The sequence below is a fragment of the Actinomadura latina NBRC 106108 genome (genome assembly GCF_001552195.1).
In the GTDB taxonomy this organism is placed as follows: domain Bacteria; phylum Actinomycetota; class Actinomycetes; order Streptosporangiales; family Streptosporangiaceae; genus Spirillospora; species Spirillospora latina.
The window spans coordinates 107,363-124,869 of sequence record NZ_BCQS01000018.1; the positions used below are offsets into that span (position 1 = coordinate 107,363).

22 protein-coding genes are annotated in these 17,507 nt (G+C 68.7%); 10 read left to right on the forward strand and 12 right to left on the reverse strand.

Annotated features, from left to right (window positions below; all coding sequences use genetic code 11):
• Positions 1 to 9: 9 nt before the first annotated feature.
• Positions 10 to 1,323 carry a phosphotransferase family protein gene (locus tag AL2_RS23150; RefSeq protein ID WP_067636825.1) on the forward strand — a complete coding sequence of 438 codons (1,314 nt, stop codon included), beginning with the start codon at positions 10 to 12 and terminating at the stop codon, positions 1,321 to 1,323.
• Between the two features lie 48 nt (positions 1,324 to 1,371).
• On the opposite strand, the gene AL2_RS23155 is transcribed toward AL2_RS23150, so the two are convergent.
• Positions 1,372 to 1,842: a GNAT family N-acetyltransferase gene (locus tag AL2_RS23155; protein WP_376741304.1), complete on the reverse strand. Its 471-nt coding sequence runs from the start codon at positions 1,840 to 1,842 to the stop codon at positions 1,372 to 1,374.
• Positions 1,843 to 1,983: 141 nt separating this feature from the next.
• On the opposite strand from AL2_RS23155, the gene AL2_RS23160 reads away from it, so the two are divergent.
• Positions 1,984 to 2,322, forward strand: coding sequence for a WhiB family transcriptional regulator (locus AL2_RS23160; protein WP_067636829.1), 339 nt, complete (start codon positions 1,984 to 1,986; stop codon positions 2,320 to 2,322).
• Here the strand turns inward: AL2_RS23160 and AL2_RS23165 are convergent.
• Entirely contained in the window at positions 2,319 to 3,248 is a 930-nt protein-coding gene (locus AL2_RS23165; RefSeq protein ID WP_067636831.1) for an NADPH:quinone oxidoreductase family protein, read from the reverse strand. The two genes, AL2_RS23160 and AL2_RS23165, sit on opposite strands and share 4 nt — an antisense overlap.
• Before the next feature lie 89 nt (positions 3,249 to 3,337).
• Between AL2_RS23165 and AL2_RS23170 the strand changes: the two genes are divergently transcribed.
• Positions 3,338 to 3,925: a rhomboid family intramembrane serine protease gene (locus AL2_RS23170; RefSeq protein WP_067636835.1), complete on the forward strand. Its 588-nt coding sequence runs from the start codon at positions 3,338 to 3,340 to the stop codon at positions 3,923 to 3,925.
• Positions 3,926 to 3,948: 23 nt separating this feature from the next.
• On the opposite strand, the gene AL2_RS23175 is transcribed toward AL2_RS23170, so the two are convergent.
• From AL2_RS23175 to AL2_RS23190, 4 genes are all read right to left on the reverse strand, one after another.
• A complete protein-coding gene (locus AL2_RS23175) occupies positions 3,949 to 4,695 on the reverse strand; it encodes an SDR family oxidoreductase (protein ID WP_067636837.1) in 747 nt (248 codons plus the stop codon).
• A gap of 52 nt (positions 4,696 to 4,747) precedes the next feature.
• Positions 4,748 to 6,205, reverse strand: a complete 1,458-nt coding sequence (locus tag AL2_RS23180) for a translocation/assembly module TamB domain-containing protein (RefSeq protein WP_067636839.1) — start codon at positions 6,203 to 6,205, stop codon at positions 4,748 to 4,750.
• Positions 6,206 to 6,289: 84 nt separating this feature from the next.
• On the reverse strand, positions 6,290 to 7,075 hold the full coding sequence (locus AL2_RS23185; protein WP_067636841.1) for a sporulation protein: 786 nt from the start codon (positions 7,073 to 7,075) through the stop codon (positions 6,290 to 6,292).
• Between the two features lie 208 nt (positions 7,076 to 7,283).
• Positions 7,284 to 8,639, reverse strand: a complete 1,356-nt coding sequence (locus AL2_RS23190; RefSeq protein WP_067637111.1) for a UDP-glucose dehydrogenase family protein — start codon at positions 8,637 to 8,639, stop codon at positions 7,284 to 7,286.
• Positions 8,640 to 8,919: 280 nt separating this feature from the next.
• On the opposite strand from AL2_RS23190, the gene AL2_RS23195 reads away from it, so the two are divergent.
• From AL2_RS23195 to AL2_RS23205, 4 genes are all read left to right on the forward strand, one after another.
• Positions 8,920 to 10,755: an acyl-CoA dehydrogenase gene (locus AL2_RS23195; protein WP_067636843.1), complete on the forward strand. Its 1,836-nt coding sequence runs from the start codon at positions 8,920 to 8,922 to the stop codon at positions 10,753 to 10,755.
• Between the two features lie 241 nt (positions 10,756 to 10,996).
• Positions 10,997 to 11,236 carry a hypothetical protein gene (locus AL2_RS36675; protein ID WP_083946816.1) on the forward strand — a complete coding sequence of 80 codons (240 nt, stop codon included), beginning with the start codon at positions 10,997 to 10,999 and terminating at the stop codon, positions 11,234 to 11,236.
• Positions 11,236 to 11,829, forward strand: coding sequence for a DUF6879 family protein (locus AL2_RS23200; RefSeq protein ID WP_174550875.1), 594 nt, complete (start codon positions 11,236 to 11,238; stop codon positions 11,827 to 11,829). The genes AL2_RS36675 and AL2_RS23200 overlap by 1 nt, the downstream gene beginning before the upstream one ends.
• A 42-nt stretch (positions 11,830 to 11,871) precedes the next feature.
• A complete protein-coding gene (locus tag AL2_RS23205) occupies positions 11,872 to 12,468 on the forward strand; it encodes a DUF6082 family protein (RefSeq protein ID WP_210747795.1) in 597 nt (198 codons plus the stop codon).
• Between the two features lie 123 nt (positions 12,469 to 12,591).
• Here the strand turns inward: AL2_RS23205 and AL2_RS23210 are convergent, their stop codons facing one another.
• From AL2_RS23210 to AL2_RS23220, 3 genes are all read right to left on the reverse strand, one after another.
• Positions 12,592 to 12,960, reverse strand: coding sequence for a hypothetical protein (locus AL2_RS23210; protein WP_067636847.1), 369 nt, complete (start codon positions 12,958 to 12,960; stop codon positions 12,592 to 12,594).
• Between the two features lie 109 nt (positions 12,961 to 13,069).
• Positions 13,070 to 13,447 carry a hypothetical protein gene (locus tag AL2_RS23215; RefSeq protein ID WP_067636849.1) on the reverse strand — a complete coding sequence of 126 codons (378 nt, stop codon included), beginning with the start codon at positions 13,445 to 13,447 and terminating at the stop codon, positions 13,070 to 13,072.
• Positions 13,426 to 13,824: an ATP-binding protein gene (locus AL2_RS23220; RefSeq protein WP_157438314.1), complete on the reverse strand. Its 399-nt coding sequence runs from the start codon at positions 13,822 to 13,824 to the stop codon at positions 13,426 to 13,428. Before AL2_RS23220 ends, AL2_RS23215 begins: the two co-directional genes overlap by 22 nt.
• A gap of 203 nt (positions 13,825 to 14,027) precedes the next feature.
• Between AL2_RS23220 and AL2_RS23225 the strand changes: the two genes are divergently transcribed.
• Positions 14,028 to 14,834: a helix-turn-helix domain-containing protein gene (locus AL2_RS23225; RefSeq protein ID WP_067636852.1), complete on the forward strand. Its 807-nt coding sequence runs from the start codon at positions 14,028 to 14,030 to the stop codon at positions 14,832 to 14,834.
• Positions 14,825 to 15,019 (forward strand): DUF397 domain-containing protein, encoded by a 195-nt coding sequence (locus AL2_RS36680; RefSeq protein ID WP_083946817.1) that lies wholly within the window; start codon positions 14,825 to 14,827, stop codon positions 15,017 to 15,019. Before AL2_RS23225 ends, AL2_RS36680 begins: the two co-directional genes overlap by 10 nt.
• A gap of 43 nt (positions 15,020 to 15,062) precedes the next feature.
• On the opposite strand, the gene AL2_RS39360 is transcribed toward AL2_RS36680, so the two are convergent.
• From AL2_RS39360 to AL2_RS23240, 3 genes are read right to left on the reverse strand one after another with little or no spacing between them, the layout of a single operon-like run.
• Positions 15,063 to 15,551 carry a hypothetical protein gene (locus AL2_RS39360; protein ID WP_245666860.1) on the reverse strand — a complete coding sequence of 163 codons (489 nt, stop codon included), beginning with the start codon at positions 15,549 to 15,551 and terminating at the stop codon, positions 15,063 to 15,065.
• Positions 15,484 to 16,236 carry a GNAT family N-acetyltransferase gene (locus AL2_RS23235; protein ID WP_067636855.1) on the reverse strand — a complete coding sequence of 251 codons (753 nt, stop codon included), beginning with the start codon at positions 16,234 to 16,236 and terminating at the stop codon, positions 15,484 to 15,486. Before AL2_RS23235 ends, AL2_RS39360 begins: the two co-directional genes overlap by 68 nt.
• A gap of 13 nt (positions 16,237 to 16,249) precedes the next feature.
• Positions 16,250 to 16,642: a VOC family protein gene (locus tag AL2_RS23240; RefSeq protein ID WP_210747796.1), complete on the reverse strand. Its 393-nt coding sequence runs from the start codon at positions 16,640 to 16,642 to the stop codon at positions 16,250 to 16,252.
• A 189-nt stretch (positions 16,643 to 16,831) separates the two neighbouring features.
• Here AL2_RS23240 and AL2_RS23245 point away from each other — a divergent pair, with 189 nt between their 5' ends.
• Positions 16,832 to 17,356, forward strand: a complete 525-nt coding sequence (locus AL2_RS23245) for a hypothetical protein (RefSeq protein ID WP_067636859.1) — start codon at positions 16,832 to 16,834, stop codon at positions 17,354 to 17,356.
• Positions 17,357 to 17,507 lie beyond the last annotated feature (151 nt).

A 17,507-nucleotide genomic window follows, 5' to 3' on the forward strand; every position in this document is an offset into this window, starting at 1 on the left:
GGCCCGCACATGACCGCCGTGGAGGCCGCGCTGGCGGCCCGGCTGCACGCGAAGATCACCGGTCTCCGCCGCCTCTCCGGCGGCGCCAGCCGCGAGACCTGGTCGTTCGACGCCGACGGCCGCGCCCTGATCCTGCGCCGCGACCCGCCCGGCTCCCCGGACCCGGCCGCGATGGCCCGCGAAGCGGCCCTCCTCGCCTCGGCGGCGGCGGCCGGCGTGACCGTGCCCGCGCTGGCCGACCACGGCGACGACCTGGCCGGCGCGCCCTTCCTCATCATGGAGCGCCTGCCCGGCGAGACGATCCCCCGCCGCCTCCTCCGCGACGACCGCTTCGCCGCCGTCCGCCCCGCCCTGGCCCGCGACCTGGGCGCCGTCCTGGCCCGCCTGCACACGATGGAGCCCGTCCCCGGCCTGCCGGACCTCGACCCGCTCGACGCCCTCACCGAGCACTACGCGAACTTCGAGCCCCGCCCCGCCGTGGAACTGGCGCTCCGCTGGCTGAACGACAACCGTCCACCGGCCTCGGACCGCCGGACGGTCGTCCACGGCGACTTCCGCAACGGCAACCTGATGATCGACGAGACCGGCGTGCGCGGCGTCCTCGACTGGGAGCTGACCCACCTGGGCGACCCCGCCGAAGACCTGGGCTGGCTCTGCACGAAGGCCTGGCGCTTCGCGTCCCCGCACCCGGTAGGCGGCTTCGGCTCCCGCGAGGACCTCCTCGCCGGCTACGCCTCCGCCGGAGGCACCCCGCCCACCCTGGACGAACTCCACTGGTGGGAGGTCTACGGCACCCTCCGCTGGACGATCCTGTGCCGCCACCAGGCCGAGCGCTACCTGAACGGCTCGGACCCGTCCATCGAGTACGCCGTCCTAGGCCGCAAGGTCTGCGAGCAGGAACACGACCTACTTCTGGCCTTGGGCCTGACCGAACCCACGACCGTCCGAGACCCCTTGGAAAAGGCCCAGCCGACCGACACACCCCCGCACGACCGCCCCGACGCCGGCGCGCTCATAGACGCAGTGGGCGCGTTCCTGCTCCAGGCAGACCAACCCGACGACCGCCTGCGCTTCCATGCCCGCGTCGCCGCCGCGGCCCTCGTCATAGCCCGTCGGGAACTCCTCCTGGGCGAAACCCACAAGGCCGCCCACGAGGAACGCCTCCGCAACCTCGACTGCGAGTCGGACGCCGACCTGGCCAAGGCCATCCGCGAGGGCACCCTCGACACCCGGATGGACGAGGTGACCGAGGCGGTACGAGCGTCAGTCGTCGACAAGCTGATGGTGGCCAACCCCCGCCACCTCTCCCTCCCCGGCGCCTGAACAGAGCCCGGCGCCTGAACAGAGCCCGGCGCCTGAACAGAAGAGTTGTCAGGTGAGGTGGTACTTCATGCCCATGTGGGAGGGGCGGAAGCCTATCTTCTGGTAGAAGCGGATGGCGTCGGGGCGCTGGCGGTCGGTGGTGAGCTGGACGACGCGGCAGCCGCGGGTGCGGGCCTGCTCGATGACCCAGTTGATCATGAGCTGGCCGACGCCGTAGCCGCGCTGCTCGGCGGCGACGCGGACGCCCTCGATCTGGGCGCGCTCGCCGCCGGTGTAGGTGAGGCCGGGGATGTAGGTGAGTTGCAGGGTGCCGGCGAGTTCGCCCGCGACCTCCGCGACGATCACCGCGTTGTTGGGGTCCTTCTCGATCGCGGCGAAGGCGATGAAGTAGGCCTCTGGGATCTCCTCTCCCGGTGTTTCGCGGGTGGATCCGAGGGGATCGTCGGCGAGTAGCCGGACGATCTGCGGAAGATCGGCCGCCGTCGCCTCGCGGAAGGTCACTTCTTGATCACGCTGCACACCTCCCAGGTTATCCGGACGCTAAGTTGCAACGTTCACGTATGTCTTGTAGTACTACGGGTCGTAGTACTACGTTGAGTGGAGACCACCCCCGCCGAGTTGACCCGCACGGTGGTCTCGTCGCGGCGCAGGGAGAAGCCAATGCACAGCAACGAGAACAACGAGAACGAGGAACACTGGACCGACCACGCCATCTGCCGTGGGGCCGACCCCGACCTCTTCTTCCCGATCGGCTACTCGGCGCCGCTGCTCCAGGCGCAGGAGGACGCGGCCAAGGCGATCTGTGCGAACTGCCCCGTGAAGGCCGAGTGCCTCGCGTGGGCGCTGAAGGTCGGCGAGCCCGACGGCATCTGGGGCGGGACGACCCCGGAGGAGCGCCGCTACCTGCGCCGGACGGCCGATGCCCCGGTCCGGAAGCCGCTGCCCGTCATCGTGGTGCGCGGTGACGTGTCCGAGTCGGAGCACGCCTCGGCGGCTTAGGGGAGCAGAGCCACCTTCCCCACGACGCGGCGGTTCAGCAGGTCGTCCATGATCTCGGCCGCCGATGCCAGAGGTGCCGTGCGGGGCGGCACCGGGGTGAGGTCTCCCTTGGCGACCATGGCGAGGAGCTCGTCCAGGAGGGCGCGCTGGTCCAGCGGGTTCCGCATCGACCACGCACCCCAGTCGACGCCGACGATCGCGCGGTTGCGCAGCAGGACCTGGTTCAGCGGGAGGGACGGGATCTCCCCGGACGCGAACCCGATCACGACATGGCGGCCCCGCTCGCGCAGAGAGCGCAGGGCCGGGTCGGCGAGCGCGCCGCCGACCGGGTCGTAGACGACGTCGACTCCGCCGTCCGACCAGGCGCGGGCGGCCGTCTTGACGTCGGCGGCGCTGTCGAGGGTCTCGTCGGCGCCCGCGGCGCGTGCCGCCTCTCGTTTCGGCGGCGTCGACGCCGCCGCCAGCACCTGGGCGCCCAGGCACTTCGCGACCTGGATCGCGGCGAGGCCCACGCCGCCGCCGGCGCCCAGGACGAGCACGGTCTCGCCCGGTCGCAGATGCGCGCGGTCGCGGAGGGCGAACAGGGCGGTGCAGTAGCTCTGCGTGAACGTGGCGGCGCGCGGGAAGTCCAGTTCGTCCGGGATCGGGACGGCGGACGCGGCGGGCACGGCCACCGCGGACGCGAAGCCTCCGAGGCCGCACATCGCGAGGACGCGTTCGCCGGACGGGAGCGTCCCCGCCACCTCGCTCCCCGGCACGAACGGCAGCGGCGGCTTGATCTGGTACCGGCCGTGGACGAAGAGGGCGTCCACGTAGTTGACCCCCGCCGCCTCCACCGTCACGAGCACCTGACCGGGGCCGGGGACGGGAGCCTCGGTGTCCCTGACGACGACGGAGCCGAGTTCTGCACAGATCGCTGCACGCATCCGTCCACTATGCCGGAAAGGCCTGGTGGCACCTTCCGGACGCCCCGCTCGTTGACGGCTCAGGGACGTCCAGACTTACGGTGGAGAACATGAGCTACACCCCCGACCGGCAGCGTTCCGATGACCTGGCGAAGCACGGGGTCCGCGCGCTGTCGTCGCTGATCCTGGTCGTTTCGATCACCGCGGTGATGTGGGTCCTGGAGGCGTTCGACTACACGACCGACGGGTGGCTCGACCGGTTCGGGATCCAGCCGCGCGACGTCAACGACCTGCCGGACATCTTCACCGCGCCGTTCATGCACGCCGGCTTCGGGCACCTGATGGCCAACACGCTGCCGTTCCTCATCCTGGGGTTCATCGCGGCGGCGCGCGGCATCGCGAAGTTCCTGGTCGCCAGCCTGATCATCATCGTGGTCGGCGGGCTCGGGGTGTGGTTCCTCAGCTCGGCGAACACGCTCGGGTCCAGCATCCTGATCTTCGGGTTCTTCGGCTACCTCGTCGGGCGCGGGATCTTCGAGCGGCGGCTGCTCGACATCGGCATCGCGGTCGCCGTCGTCGCCGTCTACGGGACGATGATCTTCGGGGTGATCCCCAGCGACCCCGGCATCTCGTGGCAGGGCCACCTGTTCGGTCTGATCGGCGGTGTCCTCGCGTCCTGGTTCCTGCGGCGCGACTGACACGCGGGTGCGCCGCCGCGGAGTCAGTGCGGCCGGACGGTGACGTCCGAGATGACGGCGTCCCGGGACGTTTCCAAGGCCGCCACCAGGACGCGGGCCACGGTTCCGGGGGCGGCGAAGTCGTCCTCGGCGTAGGGGTGGCCCTCCTGGGCGCGGACCCTGCGCTGCATCTCCGTGGCCGTCCGTCCCGGGTAGACGGTCGTGACGCGCAGGGACGGCTCCTCCGCACGCAGCGAGTCGGCCAGCGCCCGCAGCCCGAACTTGCTCGCCGCGTACGCCGACCATTCGGGGTTCGCGCGCAGGCCGGCGGTCGAGTTCACGAAGACGACATGGCCTTCGGCGGCGCGCAGAGCGGGCAGCAGCAGGCGGGTCAGCTCCGCCGCCGACACCAGGTTGACCGACAGGTGCTCCATCCACTCGTCGGCCTCAAGGCCGGCGACCGGGGACAGGTGCACCATGCCCGCCGCGTGGACGACGCCGTCCAGCCGCTCGGGGATCCCGGCCATCGCGAGGGCCGCCTCGATGCGGCGCGGCTCCGTCAGGTCGAGCGGGATCGTGGTGACGGACGCGTTGCGCGGCGGCGACGGCACCGCGCCGGGGTTGATGACCTGCGTGGCGGAGTACGCGCCGCCCGCCAGGGTCTTGGCGAGCCGTTCGAGCCGCTCGGCGGACCGGCCGGTGAGGATCAGGTCGTGCCCGCGCTCGCGCAGCAGCTCGGCGACCGCCGTCCCGATGCCGCCCGTCGCGCCCGTGATCAGATACGTGCCCATGAAGCCCCATTCTCGTTGATGCCCTCTTCGGGTGGACGCCCGAGGCGGCGGGTCAGTTCGGACGCAGCACCCGGGTGACGCCCGCGATCAGCGCCGTGGCCAGCACCCAGCCCGTCGTGACGAGCCCGTACGCCACCCAGCGCGACCAGTCCACCGCGTCGTACGACAGCTGCTGCCCGAACGTGTCGAGCGGGATCAGCAGGTCGAGCGTGTAGATCAGCGCGTGGAACGCGGGCAGCTCGTTGCCCGGCTTGATCGGATGGGGCCGCTCGATCGAGAACACCGTCGTCCCGACGGCCAGCAGGACGGCGAACCAGGCGAACGCCAGCCAGGGCCGGTAGCCGAAGCCGACCGTCCAGTCGAGCAGGTGGTTCCAGGCCTTGCCGACGGGGTTCAGCCTGCGGCGCCGCGCCCGCAGCTTGGCGAGCTGCACCTTTCGCGCCAGGTCGTCGTGGCCGATGCCGTGGTACCAGGCGGCGAGCTGCTCGTAGGGCTGGAGATGGAACTCCTTGTCCCGCGAGACCCAGCTGAGCCGGTCCTTGAACTCGGCGCCGCGCAGCGTCTGGTACGTCAGGCCGTTGAGGTACAGCTCGTCCGGCCAGACGGACGGATGGTCCATGAGCAGGTCGATGCGGGAGTACGACAGCGACACCCGGCCCTGGATCTTCTCTTCCGGCCACAGGAGCAGTTCGTCGGCCTGGATATGGCTGGCGTGCAGCGCCATCCGGGACGGGTCGGCGGCGTCCAGGCGCGCCCGCGAGAACGACAGGATGCCGTTGAAGCGGGCGCTGCGCAGCCGGACGGTGCCGAGTGCGGTGAAGCCGTTGCTGAACTCGGCGGCGTCCTCGACGACCATGTTCTGCGCGTCCAGCGCGATCCGCCCCGGGTTGGACAGGGTGGTGCGCTCCATGAACAGGCCGCCGTTCATCCGCGCCCCGACGAACCGGACGCCGCCGGTGATCTCGGCGTCGCGGATGAACGTGCCGACGTCCACGACGAGCCCGCCGCTGAAGATCGCCCACTTTTCCGGGGCGGACGCGGTGATGCGCGTCCCGTTCATCCGGAGGCCGCCGCTGAGCTGCGCCCTCGGCAGCCGCACCTCGCCGTCGATCTGCGACCCGGACAGGCTGAGGTAGCCGTCCGCGCGGAGGCCGCCACCGTCGAAGCCAGGCATCCGGCAGCCGGACAGCCGCAGCTGGCGGGTCTCGGCGTTGGAGAAGTCCGGTTCCTGGACGAGCCGGCAGTCCTCCAGCCGCAGCTCGTACTCGACGGTGCCGCCGGTGACGTCCAACTGCCCGGTGATGTAGGCGCCGCGCAGCCGGACGGACGCGACCGCGCCGGCCTGCGACTCGCCGGCGCCGAGCAGCAGCCGGGTGATGATCTCGGCGCGGACGATGCGGCGGGGGTCGGGTCCGGCCGGGCAGTCGTCGCCGAGGACGACGGTCGCGCCGGTGGGGAACGCGGCCCAGAGGCGCCGTTCCGCGTCGTTCAGTCCGGGGGGCTGGGGCACGGAACCTCTTTCTACGCGTCGATCCCCTCCGCGATCAACTTCGCGGAGGGGATCGCTTCGCGGCGGTTGGAAGAAGCCGCGCGGCTAGAAGAAGCCGCGGCGCCGGCCGGCGTCCTGGAGGAAGCCGTCGAGCTGCCGCTCCCAGTCGGTGTGGTCGACGCTCGCGTAGTCGACGGTGAACCGGCTGAACGCGTCGTGGCCCTCGGTGAACACGCCGCCGCGCTTGTCGAGCTCCAGCACGACCTCCATGGAGTGCGGGTTCGACACGAACGTCACTTCGAGCTGCTTGATGCCGCGCGCGTACTGGCCCGGCGGGTAGAACTCGATCTCCTGGTAGAAGGGCAGCTCCTGGTGGACGCCCCAGATGCGCCCCTTCTCGCAGTCGGCGTTGCGGAAATTGAAGCCGAGGTTGGAGAACGCCGCGAGGATGCGCTCCTGCGCGGGCAGCGGGTGGACGGCGATGGGGTCGAGGTCGCCCGGGTCGAGCGCACCCGCGACCTCGAGCTCGGTCGCGATACCGACGGTGGTGCCGTGCAGGGGGTGCCCGTACATGTGGGTGAGCGGCGCCTCCCACGGGATGGGCATCTGGAAGGGAATGCTGTGCCGCGCGCCCTCCTGCAGGCTGAACCCGCCCGCGACGGGCATCTTGGCGTACTCCAGGTTGGAGGTGTACTCGTTGTCGCCCGACTCGACCTCCACTTTGGTGCGCAGGGCGAGGTTCACCGACTTGATGTCGGAGTTGTACTGGCCGCCGATGATGGTGACCTCACCCGTGACGACGCCGCCCGGCGTCGTGTTCGGGTCGTGCAGGATCGTTTCGATCGATGGGCCGCCGATTCCCATCGCCTGCCGCAGCTTCTTGAAGACCAAGGCCGGTCCCTCCCGTGTTCGAGCACTCCCCGCGCTCTCGTCGTCCCATAGACGCTGCTACGGGAGATTACGTTCCGGGAAAGTCATCTGACCTGCCAATCGCCGGGATTCCTGGCCGTGAGTGGCCGCCCGCGGGGCTTGCTCAATGCCCGCCGGGGGTACGGCGCCGCTTGTCCGGAGGATGCTGGGCCCTCGTCCTCGCAGTCGTTCACGAGCGGCCGGGTGCGTAGGAGCGTCCCAGCGCCCGGTACTCCCAGCCTGCTTTGCGCCATTGCGCGGCGTCGAGGGCGTGCCGTCCGTCCACGATGCGGCGGTGCCGGACGACCTGGGCCAGCGCGGCCGGGTCGACCTCCCGGAAGTCCGACCATTCGGTCAGCAGGACGACGACGTCCGCGTCCTGGGCGACGTCGAACGCGCTGTCGCCGTACCGCAGCTCGGGGAACGCGGCACGCGCGTTGCCGAGCGCGGCCGGGTCGTAGACGCGGACGTCGCCGCCGAGGCCGTGCATCGTGCGCGCCACGTCCAGCGCGGGCGCGTCCCTGATGTCGTCGGAGTTGGGCTTGAACGCCGCGCCCCAGGCGGCGATGCGCTTGCCCGCGAAGTCGCCGCCGAGCAGTTCCCGGACGAGGTCGACGGTCCGGGCCCGGCGGCGCCGGTTGATGTCGTCCACCTGCCGCAGGAACGACACGGCCTGGCCGACGCCGATCTCCTCGGCGCGATGCGCGAACGCGCGGATGTCCTTCGGCAGGCAGCCGCCGCCGAAGCCGAGGCCGGGTTTGAGGAACCTGCCGCCGATCCGGTCGTCCAGCGCGAGCGAGTCGGCGAGGTCCTTGACGTCGGCGCCGACCGCCTCGCAGACCTCCGCCATCGCGTTGATGTAGGAGATCTTGGTGGCGAGGAAGGAGTTGGCGGCGACCTTGACCAGCTCGGCGGTGGCGAGGTCGGTCCGGATGACCGGGGTGCCGAGGTCGAGGACGGGTTTGAACGCCGCCCGCAGCCGCTCGTCCGCCCAGTCGGAGGTGACGCCGAACACCAGCCGGTCGGGGCGCATCGTGTCGTCGACGGCGAAGCCCTCGCGCAGGAACTCGGGGTTCCACGCCAGCTCGACGTCCTTCCCGGCGGGCGCCAGTTCCTGGACGACGCCGGTGAGCCGCTGGGCCGTCCCGACCGGCACCGTGGACTTGCCGACGACGAGGGCGCGGCGGCGCAGGTGCGGTGCCAGGGAGCGGACGGCGGCGTCGACGTAGGTCAGGTCGGCGGCGTCCGAGCCGGCCTGCTGGGGCGTTCCGACGCAGACGAAGTGGACGTCGCCGAATTCTCCGGCCTCCTCGAAGGAGGTGGTGAACCGGAGCCGGCCGGAGTCGAGCGCCTTGGTGAGCAGCTCGGGCAACCCGGGCTCGAAGATGGGGACCTCGCCGGACGCCAGCCGGTGGATCTTGTCCTGGTCGACGTCCACGCCGAGGACCTCGTAGCCCAGCACAGCCATGCAGATGGCGTGCGTGGCGCCGAGGTAGCCGATCCCGATGACGGTCAGCCTCGGGGACTCGGGCTCCTCCTGGTTCATGCGCACCTCCTCGTCCTCACGGTGTTCGCGCCCCCGCACGATCTTCCCACCACGGTCCGGCGGCGCGCGGCAGGGGCTGCTGCCCGATTCGCGCACCCTGCCCGACCTTGTGAGTTGCGTCACGCGAGCCGCCGAGGCGTGATATCGATGTGGCCTACGTCCTCCGCATCCGGGTGGTTTGGGTGGTTGCCACTGGTTACCAGCGGGTAGCATGATGTTGGGTTACTAACCAGTACGTTGCGGGGCCGCCGGCCGCCGCCGGAGTCGAGCGGAGTCGCGAATGGGGCACTACAAGAGCAACCTGCGGGACCTGGAGTTCAACCTCTTCGAGGTATTCAGGCGCCAGGACCTCCTCGGCAGCGGTCCGTACGCGGAGCTGGACGAGGACACCGCGCGCAGCATCCTCGACGAGGTGAACCGGCTGGCCGAGGGCCCGATCGCCGAGTCCTTCGAGGACGCCGACCGCAACCCGCCGAAGTTCGACCCCGCCGCCGGCACCGTCGAGATGCCGGAGAGCTTCAAGAAGTCGTACAAGGCGTGGATGGACGCCGAGTGGTACCGGCTCGACCTCAAGCCCGAGTTCGGCGGCAGCGGCGCCCCGCGCTCGCTCACCTGGGCCGTCTCCGAGCAGATCCTGGGCGCCAACCCGGCCGTCTACATGTTCTCCTCCGGCCCCGGCTTCGCCCAGATCCTGTGGCACATCGGCACGCCCGAGCAGAAGAAGTTCGCCGAGTTGGCCCTTGAGCGGCAGTGGGGCGCCACGATGGTGCTGACCGAGCCGGACGCGGGCTCCGACGTCGGCGCCGGGCGTGCCAAGGCCGTCCAGCAGCCGGACGGCACCTGGCACATCGAGGGCGTCAAGCGCTTCATCACCTCGGCCGAGCACGACATGGCGGAGAACATCTTCCACTTGGTGCTGGCCCGCCCCGAGGGCGCCGGCCCCGGCACCAAGGGCCTGTCGATGTTCCTCGTGCCGAAGTACCTGGTGGACGTCGAGACCGGCGAGCTGGGCGAGCGCAACGGCGCCTACGTCACCAACGTCGAGAAGAAGATGGGCCTCAAGGTCTCCACGACCTGCGAGCTGACCTTCGGCGAGAAGCACCCCGCGATCGGCTACCTGGTCGGCGACGTGCACGAGGGCATCAAGCAGATGTTCCTCGTCATCGAGTACGCCCGGATGATGGTCGGCACCAAGGCCATCGCGACCCTGTCGACGGGCTACCTGAACGCGCTGGAGTACGCCAAGGAGCGCGTCCAGGGTGCGGACATGACGCAGATGACGGACAAGACCGCTCCGCGCGTCACGATCACCCACCACCCGGACGTCCGGCGCAGCCTCATGACCCAGAAGGCGTACGCCGAGGGCATGCGCGCGCTCGTGCTGCTCACCGCGTCCTACCAGGACGCCGTGCAGATCGCCGAGTACGAGGGCCGCAAGGACGAGCAGGCCGAGAAGATCAACGACCTGCTGCTGCCGATCGTGAAGGGCTTCGGCTCGGAGCGGGCGTACGCGCTGCTCGGCGCCGAGTCGCTGCAGACGCTCGGCGGGTCCGGCTTCCTGCAGGACTACCCGATCGAGCAGTACATCCGCGACTCCAAGATCGACACCCTGTACGAGGGCACCACCGCGATCCAGGGCCAGGACCTGTTCTTCCGCAAGATCCTGCGGGACAACGGCGAGACGCTGAAGGTGCTCGCGGGCGAGATCCAGGCGTTCGCCGAGTCCGAGGCCGGCAACGGCCGGCTGAAGAACGAGCGGGCCATGCTCGGCCGCGCGCTGGAGGACGTGCAGGGCATCATCACCCCGATGGTCGGGTGGGCACTCGGCTCGATGGAGAACCCGAAGGAGCTGTACAAGATCGGGCTCAACACGTCCCGGCTGCTGCTCGGCCTCGGCGACCTCGTCGTCGGCTGGCTGCTGCTGCGCCAGGCCGACGTCGCGCTGACCGCGCTCGGCGGCGGCGACGTGTCCGACTCCGACAAGACGTTCTACAACGGCAAGGTCGCGGCCGCGCAGTTCTTCTGCCAGACGGTGCTCCCGCGCCTGGCGTCGGAACGCGCCATCACCGAGGCCACCACCCTCGACGTGATGGAACTGCCCGAAGAGGCGTTCTGAGCTAAGCCTCACGACAGGCCCCCGCCGGACTCCCGGCGGGGGCCCTGTTCGTTCAGGCCGGTTCGCCCGGGGTCAATCCGGAATCGGGCTCATCATTTCATGACCACGGTATGGCCCGATATTCGCTGATCACTCTTACTCATTGCAGGCTTCATGTCCCTATGAGGCCATGAACTCATGGCCGGCGTTTCTTCAGGACATGGCTCGGGTAGGGTCATCGGCGGCTATTCGGGAGGCTCCCATGAAGGCGATCGGCCGACTCGGCAAAGCACCTGCCGAGCGTGGTGACACGACCTCGACGACCGGCTCTCCTGATATCCTCACCCTCAGTGATGGCGCTTTCGCGGTCATCGGTGTTGATATCACCGAAGAGCTTGGCCCGAATCCATTGCAAGACGCCCGGTGCGCACCGAACGAACGCATCGTCCGCATCACACGCACCACTCTCATCGCCGCTAAGAAAGACATCCCGGACGAATGATGCACCAACCGCCTGCGTGGGTACTGGACGGAAGCGAACGGCTCACTCTGGAAGGCTTCCTGGAGGCGTTCGGTGAAGCTTGGGCGCGCACAGAGCAGCGCTTCCTCAAGCTGGAATGCTGGCAGTCCTACCGCGAGGCCGACGGCGTCCGATCGCAGGAGGCGTTCCAGGACGGCGACGCCGCACTGGCCCGCCGCCTTCTGCGGGAAGAAGCGATGGGGGACCAGCCTCTGCGCGACGAGGTGAGGTCGCGGAACCTGGAGTTCACCCGGGTGCGGTTGCTCTCCCACCCCCTCACCGACTACCTGCACTACGAAATGATCAACTACGAGGTGCGGAGCCGGCTGGGTGAGCACATCGAGTTCTTCGCGCCGCCTTCGCCCGTGGAGAACTACTTCGACTTCCTGTTGTTCGACGGCCACCGCGCCCTCGTCCACGACTACGGACCCGGCCCCGTCGGCTACCAGGTGGGCGGCTGGCTCATCCAGCATCCCAAGACGCTGGACGCCCTCGCGGACATCGTCGATGACGTGCGTATCCGCGGCAAAAGACTGCGGCCGCTGGAAGGTGTTCCGGTCACATACCGCGCCTAATATGGCGGTGCCATGACAGGCAGAATGAGGCGCGCCCTCCCCATGAGTCTCGCGATCACCGCGGGTCTCCTCATTGTTGTTTCCTGCATCCTCGTCCCAGTTCTTCTCCTGCTTCGCCTGGACGACGACCAGTTGTCGCGCTGGTCGGACATAGGCCAGGCGATCAGCCCGATCGCGGTCTTCTTTTCCGGTGCCGCGTTCCTGGGCATCACCGCCGCGCTCCTGATGCAGGGCCGCGAGCTGCGAAACCAGCGCGAAGAGCTGAGAATCGCCCAGGAGGAGCAGGCGCGGAGCAGCGAACTCGCGATGCGCGAACTGCACACCGATCTGATCAAAATGGCCATCGAGGACAGCGAACTCCGCTCGGTCTGGCCCGCCCCAGCGCCCGGCGAGCAGACGACCCGCAAGGACCACTACTGCAACCTGATCCTCAACCTCCAGAAAGTCGCCTACGAGACCCACACCATCGAGCTCCCGGAACTCCGCAACGCCCTGCGGTTCCTCATGACCAGCCCGGACATGCGTGCCTTCTGGACCCGAAGCCGCCAATCCCGCGTCTCCATCACCGACGGCGACGATGCCGAGGACACCTTCACGGCCGAGGTGGACGCGGCGTACACCGACACCATCGCGCCGTAGAGGGAAGGCGCGGGCGCGACGTAATCGGGTGATGGCTGAGCGAGCCGACCACTTCGTACGGCCTGGTCCCGGCGTGACTGACCGCCTCTCTGCTGCCCTCCACGAGGCGCCGATCCGGGGCTGTCACGGGAGCGGCGTTGCGGGTGTCAGGTGGAGGCAGGCGGTCAGGAGCCAGCGGACGACGCGCCGGACACGCCCGCCCTGTTTCACCGGTCGCTGGGTGGCGGACTTCGCGGTCGTCCAGGTGCCGTCTGGCCGCCGCGCGGACGGCCGAGGGCGGCGCACGTACGGCTCGGGCCTGGCGTGGGGACGCGGGCGGGGCAGAGCGGCATGGAGCCGGCGGGCCAGGTCGGCGGCCGTCTTGGCTTCGACCAGCCGGTCCGGGAGGAGCGCCCATAGCGAACCGCTGAACTCGCCGTGCCAGATGCAGATGCCGGGAAAGGCGCGGCGCAGGTCTTCGAGGGCCCGGTCGATGTCGAGATCCAGCTCCAAACGACCGGCTGGACGTGCGGACAGCGGTGGCGCAGGCGCTATGCGGGCTCGCGCCGGTCGGCCGTGCCACGCCTCAGGTGTGCGGATCATCGGAATACCTCCGGTCGCGTTACCAGGTGGCCGGGAACATGCGGTGTTTGAGGACGGCGTCCACCTGGTCGGCGGCCTGCTTGGTGTCGCCGCAGGGCGAGAGGTAGCCGTGCCGTCCGCGTCCTGCCTCGTAGTAGGCCCAGCCGCCGCCGGGCACGGCCTGGACGGTCACCGCGACGCGGACGTGGTCGTCGAGGCTGAACGCGAACACCCACAGCACCGGCGGACGGGTGGGGAACTCGTCGGCCTGGTACAGCTTGACGTACCGGTAGCTCCTGGCCTGGAGGGCGACGGCGAGCAGGTCGAGGTTGCGGATCGCGGTAGTGCGCCCCAGCCGGGTCCGCCACCGCAGCAGGTGGCGGCCCGCCCGGACGTTCAGCGGGCGCAGCGAGCCCATACGATCTTCCCTTCCTCGTTGAGCGGCCGGACTCCCCAGTTGTGGACGAGCTGCGCCATCAGCAGCAGACCGCGCCCGCTCTCGGCGTCGTCGTCCTCGCGCTGGACGACGGGGAGGGCGGTGCTCTCGTCCCATACCTCGATGACGGTGAGCGGTTCGTGTGCGTCCGGGAAGATGCGGACGATGATGTGCCCGACCCCGACGTGCTTGTAGCTGTTGGTCACCAACTCGGTAACCACGAGTCGGCCGACGGAGTCGTCGGCGTGCCCGAGCTCGCGGAACCGGTCGGTGAGGTAGCGGCGCGCTTTCGCGGGCGCCTCGTCGGACGGATCGAGGACGAGCGGCGGCGCCTCTGGCGCGAGCATGACCGCTGGCATCGATGAACCCCTCCAGCCTGGACGGAGGCTGATCTCGAACGGGGCCAATCCACCAAACCGGAAGAACCCGCCGTTATCACCCTGTGTTATCGAACGAACGCCATTCAGCCAGGTCGCGCCTTAAAATCTCAGGAGAGTCAGGTAGTAGCCACATTCGACTAGCAGCTATTAGCGCGCTACTAGCATCTGCAAGGAGAGCAGCCATGTCCGCATCTGGTGGCGCCAGGCCAAAGATCGACCCCGAACTGGTCGGCTTCGGAACTGTGGTCAAGCGGTGCCGTGAGGCGGCGGGCTTGAAGCAGGGTCAACTGGCGGACCTCGTCAACGTTGCACGGTCTTACATCAGCCATGTGGAGTGTGGCCGGACGAAGTGCCGCAGGGACTTCGCCGAGCGCGTGGACAACGTGCTCGACGCCGGAGGCGAGATCGTCCAGGGTTGGGACGACCTTCTGGAGCAGATCAAGCAGGTCAGGTACCCGACCCACTTCGTGGCCTTCCCAAAGGCGGAGGCGTCGGCTGACCAGTTGCGGGTGTATGAGCACTATCTCGTCTATGGGCTGTTTCAGACACAGGCGTATGCTCGTGTCCTACTGGTCAACGAGGATGCGGTAGCTACCCGGATGAAGCGTCAGGCGCTCTTGTCCAGAACGCCCCGCCCCATGATCAGCGTGGTGATGGAGGAGAGTGTCCTGCACCGCGAAGTCGGTTCCAAGGAGGTCATGCGTGAACAACTCGAACACCTGATCGAGCTGTCATTGAGGGAAGGAATCTTCCTGCAGATCGCCCGAACCCGCTATTACCGAGGTGTACGAGCTTCATTCACCATCGCAACCCAAGGCGACAGAAGCGAGATCGCCTACATCGTTAAAGCTACGGGAGGTGAAACGACCCGTGATCCGTCAGAACTTGCGAAGATTAGCGAAGTGATGCACACGCTAAATGCGCAGTCGCTCAACACAGAGGATTCGCGAGCGCTGATCCGAAAGGTGATTGAAGAAAGATGGACCTAAGTTCTGCAACCTGGCGAAAGGCGTCCCGTAGCCACGATGACGGAGACCAGTGCATTGAGGTGGCATCTGCCTTGGACCTTGTTGCAGTCCGAGACAGCAAGGATCCTCACGGCCCCAAACTCGTCATCAGCCAGAGCGATTTTCAGAGTCTTGTAAGAATTGTCAAAGAATCGCCGCTCTGCTGAATGGTCGGGTTGAGAGAGCTGAAGCTGGACGAGGCAGAGTGGTCTAAGGCCACGCGCGTAGCACCGCCGAGGGAGAGAGTTGCGTCGAGGTCGCCGGGACGTTGAGGATCGTGGTGTTTGTGACAGCAAAGACCCCAACGGCCCGATACTCGCGGTGAGTCGCCGCGATTTCGACTGCTTCGCTCAGGCGCTCAAGAACCTTGAGCAACGCAGCGCGACGGAAGGCCCGACCAGGTTCGCCGTGCCCAGCAGGCCATGAGCCTGTACGGGCGAGGAGCTGGGCGTCCGCGTAGAGCTTGGCCTGCTGCTGGCCGGACACCGCGTCCCTGGTGGTGCGCTTGGCCTCGACCAGTCCGAGCGGCCTGCCGTCGTCGTCCCAGAGGACGTAATCGACCTTGCCCTTGCCCGACGGCGACGGCAGCCCCTCGACCGGGAACTCGCGGCCCGTCGGCTGACCGCCGACATCAAGCGCGGAGCGCACGACCTGCCCTGACAACAGGCCGACGAAGTTGGTCGCTCCCGGCACGATCACCGCCCGGACCTGGCGATTCGACTGAGCTGCGGCTTGATGGAGGATCGAACATCGTGCGGCAGGTTTCCAGGCCCTCGACGGTGATGTCCGGCTGTGCATGAGCCGCCCACTGCGCGCGCGTGAGGACGAACTCCTGCACGTGGACCAACTGATCGTCGACGGCGATTCGCCGGATTCCGTTGGGAACGTATCCGAACTTGGCAGAGATCGCGCGGGACGGCCCGTTGTGGGCGAAGGCGGTGGAGGTGACGCGTTCAGCGCCCAGAGCGAAGGCTAGGTGGAGGGCGGCGGCGCGCATTTGGGTGCCGTAACTGCGGTTGTGGTGGCGTCGGCCGACCCAGAAGCCGGTACGGGCTTCACGGGTGACGACGAAGTCGCGGGCGGAGAGGTTCTGCTGTCCGATCACGCGCCCGTCGCGGTGGACGGCGGTGAGGTGGAGTCGCCAGTTGCTGCCGCGCCAGTCGGCGCGTGCCCACCAGTGGTTGCGCAGGACATTGTCGGCGACCTCGTCGGGGGTGCCGCTGGTCCAGGGCTGGGGGAAGACGGTCGTGCCGGGAGGGTGGATGCCTTGCCCGGCGAGGTGGGCGAGGTCGTCTAGGAGTTGGTCGTCGGGGACGCGGAGGATCAGGTCGGGGGTGGTGATGGTCAGCTGGGTGAGGGGCCAGTGCCGCACGGTCGCCTCCACACGGGGACGGGGGTCAGGGGCCATCGAGTCCGATGATGTTGCCGAAGGGGTCCACGATCTGAGCGATGCGATGTCCGGTGCCGTCGTCGGGGGTGTAGGGGCCGCGGTGGCGGGTGCATCCGGCGGCCAGAAGGGTGTTCAGGGCAGTGTCGAGGTCGGAGACGGCGAAGTAGGGGACCAGGCCGCCGCCGCGCGGGTTGTTCTTCTCGTCCAGCATGTGGAAGCCCACCTCGAAGCCGGCGATGGTGAGCCAGGCGAACACCGAGTCTCCCTTGACGTCCAGGTCCACGGGGGCGTCCAGGACGTTTCCCCACCAGCGTGCGGACTTCTCGGGGTCCTCGGAGAAGATCATGATTCGGGTGCAGGCGGTGAACATCGCGCTCTCCTCGGTTCGGTGTCTCACCATCCTTTCTCACACGCTGGATTCGCCGAGGGTGTGTTAGGGGCGTTCATTCGGCGAGACCGTGCAGGGAGTGCAGGCCGGTGGCCCGGGCCCACAGGGTCAGGGCGCGTATCAGGCCGGCGTCGGTCCATTGGGCGCCGTGGTCGCGGGTGTGCCGCAGGTAGGCGCGGCGGATCCGCCGAGCAGATCACCATGAAAGCCGCACTCCACCTCGATAACAGCGGCACCGCCACCCCTGATGCCGCCAACGCCTTGGCGCAGATCTACTGCACCAGCGCCTACAGTTCCGCCCAGGCAGGAGACACCGACACCGCCCTGACCCTGATCAAGGAAGCCGAACGCGCCGCCCGGAGCGTCGTCCCGCGTGCCCTGGCCCGTCCCAACCGCTTTCCCGTCGACCCCGCCCAGGTCCGGCTTTATGAACTCGGCGTCCGCTGGGCGCTCGACGACCTCGGTGAGGCCATGCGAGTCGGTAGGACTCTGCGCGCGGCCCAGTTCGACACACAGGAACGCCGAGCACGGCTCTACACCGACCTCGGCCGGGTGTGGTGGCGGGCAGGCAAACCCGACCAGACCGCAGCCGCACTATTGGCCGCCCACCGGCATTCCGCCGCCGAGATCCGTCGCCCGAGTATCCACGCTCTGGCGCAGCAGGTCGTGCGCCGGCATCCGCGAGCGCGCGGGGCCGACCGGCTTGCGCTGATCATCAGCGTCTGAAGGCGATCCAGCCCGAAACCTATGATCTGCGTGTGTGGCCCGACGCTGGGCAGACATGTCCCTCTCCCCTGTGGAGGCCCCCTGCCACGCCAACGTCGCCCGCGTCGGCTCCCGAGGCGGTTGGCCGGTCGCGGCGTGGTGGAATGCTGGA

What these genes read in the sequence shown, in the direction of transcription:
- AL2_RS36680 (WP_083946817.1), top strand. Translation starts at nt 14,825, where the DNA reads ATGGACCTAAGTTCTGCAACCTGGCGAAAGGCGTCCCGTAGCCACGAT.
- AL2_RS23150 (WP_067636825.1), top strand. Translation starts at nt 10, where the DNA reads ATGACCGCCGTGGAGGCCGCGCTGGCGGCCCGGCTGCACGCGAAGATC.
- AL2_RS23165 (WP_067636831.1), bottom strand. Translation starts at nt 3,248, where the DNA reads ATGCGTGCAGCGATCTGTGCAGAACTCGGCTCCGTCGTCGTCAGGGAC.
- AL2_RS23220 (WP_157438314.1), bottom strand. Translation starts at nt 13,824, where the DNA reads ATGCCAGCGGTCATGCTCGCGCCAGAGGCGCCGCCGCTCGTCCTCGAT.
- AL2_RS23200 (WP_174550875.1), top strand. Translation starts at nt 11,236, where the DNA reads ATGCACCAACCGCCTGCGTGGGTACTGGACGGAAGCGAACGGCTCACT.
- AL2_RS23195 (WP_067636843.1), top strand. Translation starts at nt 8,920, where the DNA reads ATGGGGCACTACAAGAGCAACCTGCGGGACCTGGAGTTCAACCTCTTC.
- AL2_RS23190 (WP_067637111.1), bottom strand. Translation starts at nt 8,639, where the DNA reads ATGAACCAGGAGGAGCCCGAGTCCCCGAGGCTGACCGTCATCGGGATC.
- AL2_RS23175 (WP_067636837.1), bottom strand. Translation starts at nt 4,695, where the DNA reads ATGGGCACGTATCTGATCACGGGCGCGACGGGCGGCATCGGGACGGCG.
- AL2_RS23245 (WP_067636859.1), top strand. Translation starts at nt 16,832, where the DNA reads ATGAAAGCCGCACTCCACCTCGATAACAGCGGCACCGCCACCCCTGAT.
- AL2_RS23240 (WP_210747796.1), bottom strand. Translation starts at nt 16,642, where the DNA reads ATGGTGAGACACCGAACCGAGGAGAGCGCGATGTTCACCGCCTGCACC.
- AL2_RS23225 (WP_067636852.1), top strand. Translation starts at nt 14,028, where the DNA reads ATGTCCGCATCTGGTGGCGCCAGGCCAAAGATCGACCCCGAACTGGTC.
- AL2_RS23160 (WP_067636829.1), top strand. Translation starts at nt 1,984, where the DNA reads ATGCACAGCAACGAGAACAACGAGAACGAGGAACACTGGACCGACCAC.
- AL2_RS23205 (WP_210747795.1), top strand. Translation starts at nt 11,872, where the DNA reads ATGAGTCTCGCGATCACCGCGGGTCTCCTCATTGTTGTTTCCTGCATC.
- AL2_RS23215 (WP_067636849.1), bottom strand. Translation starts at nt 13,447, where the DNA reads ATGGGCTCGCTGCGCCCGCTGAACGTCCGGGCGGGCCGCCACCTGCTG.
- AL2_RS23170 (WP_067636835.1), top strand. Translation starts at nt 3,338, where the DNA reads ATGAGCTACACCCCCGACCGGCAGCGTTCCGATGACCTGGCGAAGCAC.
- AL2_RS36675 (WP_083946816.1), top strand. Translation starts at nt 10,997, where the DNA reads ATGAAGGCGATCGGCCGACTCGGCAAAGCACCTGCCGAGCGTGGTGAC.